This is a genomic window from Natronorubrum thiooxidans, from assembly GCF_900156475.1.
Taxonomy (GTDB): domain Archaea; phylum Halobacteriota; class Halobacteria; order Halobacteriales; family Natrialbaceae; genus Natronorubrum; species Natronorubrum thiooxidans.
Window position 1 is genome coordinate 1 of sequence record NZ_FTNR01000043.1, and the last position, 5,095, is coordinate 5,095.

General features: G+C 51.0%; 5 protein-coding genes and 1 pseudogene. 2 read left to right on the top strand and 4 right to left on the bottom strand.

The genetic code is table 11. From position 1 onward, the window contains the following. Positions 1-539: 539 nt before the first annotated feature. On the bottom strand, positions 540-674 hold the full coding sequence (locus BW940_RS22435; RefSeq protein WP_268875566.1) for a hypothetical protein: 135 nt from the start codon (positions 672-674) through the stop codon (positions 540-542). 141 nt (positions 675-815) lie between these two features. On the opposite strand from BW940_RS22435, the gene BW940_RS20575 reads away from it, so the two are divergent. Further along, on the top strand, positions 816-1,607 hold the full coding sequence (locus BW940_RS20575) for a DUF429 domain-containing protein (RefSeq protein ID WP_076611017.1): 792 nt from the start codon (positions 816-818) through the stop codon (positions 1,605-1,607). A gap of 45 nt (positions 1,608-1,652) precedes the next feature. Here the strand turns inward: BW940_RS20575 and BW940_RS20580 are convergent, their stop codons facing one another. Next, on the bottom strand, positions 1,653-2,483 hold the full coding sequence (locus tag BW940_RS20580; RefSeq protein ID WP_076611018.1) for a restriction endonuclease: 831 nt from the start codon (positions 2,481-2,483) through the stop codon (positions 1,653-1,655). Between the two features lie 345 nt (positions 2,484-2,828). Continuing rightward, positions 2,829-3,044, bottom strand: a pseudogene (locus BW940_RS20585) (transposase); the annotation flags it as partial. Positions 3,045-3,063: 19 nt separating this feature from the next. Here BW940_RS20585 and BW940_RS21630 point away from each other — a divergent pair. Next, on the top strand, positions 3,064-3,213 hold the full coding sequence (locus BW940_RS21630; RefSeq protein ID WP_159440205.1) for a hypothetical protein: 150 nt from the start codon (positions 3,064-3,066) through the stop codon (positions 3,211-3,213). A 195-nt stretch (positions 3,214-3,408) separates the two neighbouring features. Here BW940_RS21630 and BW940_RS20590 read toward each other — a convergent pair whose 3' ends face one another. Then, positions 3,409-4,344: a PIN domain-containing protein gene (locus tag BW940_RS20590; RefSeq protein ID WP_076611019.1), complete on the bottom strand. Its 936-nt coding sequence runs from the start codon at positions 4,342-4,344 to the stop codon at positions 3,409-3,411. Between the last annotated feature and the right edge of the window lie 751 nt (positions 4,345-5,095).

Below are 5,095 nucleotides of genomic sequence, written 5' to 3' on the forward strand. Positions count from 1 at the left end.
GTTCGAGACGCTTGACGATCTTCGTGATGCTGCTCTCTCTGCACTCAACCGAATCAAAGTTCCAGATGTCTTTACGTATTTATGTCCGTGAGTATGAGGACCGAAAATCCCACAGTATCGTTCAACACTAATCAGAAATACGAGTTCAGAGGTCTTCTAGAGAGTTTCACCGCCGCAGCTGACATCTAATGCTGTCTCAGCGTTGTTGGCTTTCCCTTCGGCAGTTTCCCAGTCACCCTCGGCTGCTGCTTCACTGGCCTCAGTGAAGAGATTGCTAGCCTCTAAGACTGCATCTGTTCGGCGGTCTCGATCTCGTCGATCAGTTGTAGCACCTCTCGACAGCGACTTTCGATGGACGATGCATCGTCTGTGAATAATTTCGCGCGCTGGAAATGATGGAGTGCACCCTTCAGCTCTTCGATTGCTACGTCGAACTTGCCGTGGTCTCGCGCCTCTTGGGCCACTTCTTGTAAGTGCTGTCCTTCCGCGAAATGAGCGTCATAACAGAACTCGTCAGTACTTCCGTGACTGAGCGCTTCTCACGTGTGTCCTTCGTCGTCGCTCTTTGCTATGTGATCCGCAACCTCCGAAATTGATCCCTCGAACGAACACATGTCCGCCGGGCAACCAATGATTCCGGTCATCTCATCCTCCCCACTGATCGCCTCGTCCATTATCACTCCCTTCTAACCTATCATGCTTGAAACTAGGTCTTACTGCTACACGGAGGATTCGGGTCCAGGTCTATAATGATCTGAGTGATATTGTTGCTCCACCATAGATAAAAGTCAGTTAGGCCTAAAACCAGGTTACGGATGTGTTCACAATACGTTGGGGTTGACTGGTCGTCTGGCGAGTGGGTTTCTATAGCGTATACAGACGAGTCGGAGTCTCCATCAGTTGCGGTATTCGAGGAAATCACGGAGGTTTGGGATCACTACAGCACATCCGCACGCTGCATAGTGGTCGATGTCCCGATCGGACTCTGTGAGTCGCTCGAATCAGATGCGTGTTCGTGCGTCGAAGAAGACGGAGAACTTTCTCGGCACTGTGACGACCTCGCTAGGAACGTCATTGGATCGCAATACAGGTCGGTTTTTACTGCGCCGGCACGAGAGGCTGCGAAGTTAGCTGCAGCCGGTGCGGATCATAGCGAAATAAGCGATAAGAACGAAGAACTGACTGGGAAACGGCTGACGCAACAGGCAGCCGGTATCGCAGAGGGGATCGTCGAGGTAGAAAACCTACTCCTGGGCGATGGCGACCCGGAGGTTCTGGTCGAAGGACATCCGGAAGTGTGCTTTCGTGCACTGAGCGGAACGCCACTCGAACACAGCAAACATACTGCAGTCGGCATTGAGGAACGACTGTCCGTACTCGAGAGTGTTCCCAAGTACGAAGCAGGGGACTGGCGAACGATCGCTCGAGAGCTTCGAAGTTCGGAGTACAGGGTGGGTCTCGACGACGTGTTAGATGCGTTCGCTCTCGCTCTCACTGCATGCGCCTCGCATGAGGAGTTCCGGCGGTTACCATCAGACCCACCGACCGATGCGAGCGGACTGCCGATGCAAATGGTATATAGGAACGAGATGCCGCTCGAGAAGTGAGTGGTAGTCACACAGTGGCTAATAGTTCAATAGCAGCAGGGGAAGTCACAATCCAACTCGTTTCCACCGTCGATAGTAGTAAAGTGGAAATGCAATAAACGGGAGTATGATGCCCCCAAGGAGATAGAGCCACGCCGTCGGTTCCCACTCCGATTGAGACTGGACACGACGCATATCGAGATACCATGCGATCGGTATCGAGACAAGGAGGAGAAACCATACTACTGCGAGTAGGTTCACGATCGGATCGAGGAGCGAAACCCCAGCGAGAATTCCGATAGCGAAAAATAAGACGATAACACCACCGATAGCGTAGGCCACGTACTGATGCCATGCTAAGGCCCGAACGCGCCGAAGTGCTCCTCTTATCCGCCCTCCCTTTCGCGTTTTCGTAGTCCCTTTCGAAGTCTGCGTCGCCCCGCCATCGGCGACGGATGGGTCCGACCTCCCTTCCCGAACATCGGACACGTATTTCGAGACGAGATCCCTTGCGTCGTACTTGTTGATAAGCTGCACAAGCCGATCGCCATTGACGAGTTTTACATTAAGCTCTCGGGCACGCTTATGCGCCGACGATGTAAACTCGCTTGTCGTGACGACGATAACCGAATCCGCCCCCTCAACTTGCTGCTTGAGACTCGCGTATTGTTGAATATCCGGGCCACCGACGGTCGTGTTCTCTCCATACCGTTTCGCCTGAATGACCTTTTTCTGGGGGTAGGGCGTCTCTTTTGTGGCAATTACATCAATCCCGGCGTCCATCGAAGCTTGCGATACCGTCGTTTCCCACCCCATCCGGTCCCAGAGGTCCGCTACGAAATGCTCAAAGTCATAGTTGTCCATGACTTGGAGCCGCCGCTTGACTTCCCCGGTCATATGACATCCTCCACCGAGTAGGACATAGTGACCAATGTTACCGCATCACAAAATACGCCGTAGCAGACAGTGTAGCCGACTACCATGACGTAGAATTCACGTCACTCCTCTCCTTCCCGCATAGCCTATTGGAATTGTATCAGAAGCTGTATTAGGATATTCTACAGAAAATCCTATAGGGAAAGCTATAACCAAGATATTAGAGTTTGCTGTAGCTAAGCCAATATTAAAGACTATAGTAGAAAATATAGAGTCTTCTGCTTCGTAGGACCGCTAGACGAGGCTTGATTTCGGCGTTTTCACTCACACTTCCGTCCGGTGGGAACCGAGACACGGCGGTCGATTCTACGGATATCTAACTGTTCGACGAAGATTGTAGACGGCACATTTGAGCACCATCTCGCGGAATTCGAGGTGCCAGCTTCGCGCACGCACGGCGGAGCCGAGCGTGCGCTTGATTGACGAGAACACGGTTTCAACCATCCAGCGACGGTTGTACCATCGGCTGCTCATCCGGGCGTTGTGCGCCCGATCGAGTGAGGAGTAAATACGATGCTTGATCGAACGGAGGTGCATCGGCGTGACGGACGACGAGCGAGAGGTTCCCGACGACGCTACCCAAGAGGAGGTCGAAGACGCGATCGAGGCCGTCGAATCCGAACACGAAGATGACTGCGAGGCGGCGCCGATCGGCACCCGCGGCGAGCTCGGTGTCTCGCTATCTTCCTGAGGCCGGCTGATCGGTTCGTCACCACCGGATTCCTCGCGGTTGCGATCACGTTCGTTCCAGCGTGATGTCTCGAGCGACGGACTCTCCTCCGGTCGCCGCTGTCTAGTGATTCACCAGAGCCGTTTCATTTGATATCCGCGCATCCAGCGCGAGTAATCCTTAGTGGGCAAAGTAAGCGAGATATCTTAATAAATATCATATCGCATTCCGAATTGGATCAAGCAAATGAACCAATTTTGGCTTTTCACCTAAATATTGATATGCGAAATTTCCGGCAGCAGTGAAATCTGGATCAGGAAATGATACATCTGGCCAAGCAGGATAGGGAGTTACTGGTGGATCAGTATAGTGGATGTGAAGATCTTTAAACGTTGGAGAAGATGCATTGATATCAAGAGACGGTCCGCGGAGGTATTCATTCTGCTCAGATTCAAATGAATCGAGATCAGTTGCCTGTCGAACTTTAGAGATTGCTTCTTTGATGTGTCCTTTGTATGGTCCCTGAACTTCATCGGTTCCCGTTAAAATTGCAACATCTATTAACTCCCGATATTTCAGTTTATTTTGTTTGAGTACGGTTTCTAGTTCTATTTTTTCCCAGGGTTCTGCGTAGGGTTTGCGAATAGTTATCGGTGCACCATATAACAGAGTATCATAATCCCTGCTCACGACGGCGTCAACATGGTTGTTATGGGCAAATACACACGCATCTGCCTCTGCGTAAAGTGGTGATTCACAAAAGGGAATATCGAGATACCTGAGCAACAACTCGGTTGGTCGTTGAAGGAACGGGAAATGTTTCTCTGGTTCGGAAGTATTCGGGGTGTTCTGTAGATGCGGAATTTCTATTTCTGCTTTTGAAGGACGACTTCGCCGCATAGGATCAAAAACAAAGAGAGGAGTAATATCATGTCGAAGTAGGTCGGGAAGAGATTGTAAAAGGGAATATATTTGTGAGATATCACACTCATTCTTTACTACCCTGTCACTTATTGAAAACTGATCCTTAACTTGCGCATGATAATATCGTTCAAACCAGAACGATGCATCAATCGCTAGAGTCTGCCCAGAAAATTTCGAGAGGGTTGTTTGTTTAGACGTTGCAATCTCTGTAACACCTTCAAATCCCATCAATTAATAATTGCTAATGGTAGTCAGTTAAGCTAATCGGCCGTCTTGTCTAAGACTCAGTCACGAGCGCTTCAGCTTCATTTATCGGCATGGGTGTCTCCCGGCCTCCGTTGAAGAAGTGCACGCTCAGTACCTCACAAAGCCGGTTAGTTAGAACGTCTGCTTGCTGAAGGTGTGTTCAAAACGAGTTGCTCGAGAGTTTGGAAGAGAGGGACACAGAATCGGTCTTGATGACGTGCTATTACGACACGGGTTCACCGCCGATCGGAACAGAAAGTGAGCAATGAGCCACTCATTCCCATAGATCATCGGTCTACTGTCTCGAAAGCGGCAACTGGGTCAATTGACCGATGTACGGCGATTCACAGTCGTAAGTGTCTCGAAGAAGTAAATTCTCACCATTGCTGCGGCCGGGGCAAAAGGGAAACCGATTGCCATACGTTTCGCGATGGAGGCCTGTCGGTACCTCGGACGGGCGAGGAACCGCGATATCTTCGCAAAAACGCAGTCAATCGGCGTACGGAACCCTCGGTGAAGAAACGCCACTATCCGCTGGAAAGCGTCTCTACTGATTTGAGATCTTTTGACGTCCTCCTGCGCCTAAAGTCGCAGGAATCCCGCGGCACTGCACCGCTGCGTTGGGAATTTCAGGTTTGCAACCCTACCAGACACCAATCCAGTTAGAATCTGAATGGTGCCCGCGGTCTTGCGGGTGGGGTCAACTGGGAGCGCCAAACCCCCGGTACTCCTA

Coding starts and splice junctions, on each gene's coding strand:
- BW940_RS20580 (WP_076611018.1), bottom strand. CDS start 2,483: ATGACCGGGGAAGTCAAGCGGCGGCTCCAAGTCATGGACAACTATGAC.
- BW940_RS20575 (WP_076611017.1), top strand. CDS start 816: ATGTGTTCACAATACGTTGGGGTTGACTGGTCGTCTGGCGAGTGGGTT.
- BW940_RS22435 (WP_268875566.1), bottom strand. CDS start 674: ATGGACGAGGCGATCAGTGGGGAGGATGAGATGACCGGAATCATTGGT.
- BW940_RS20590 (WP_076611019.1), bottom strand. CDS start 4,344: ATGGGATTTGAAGGTGTTACAGAGATTGCAACGTCTAAACAAACAACC.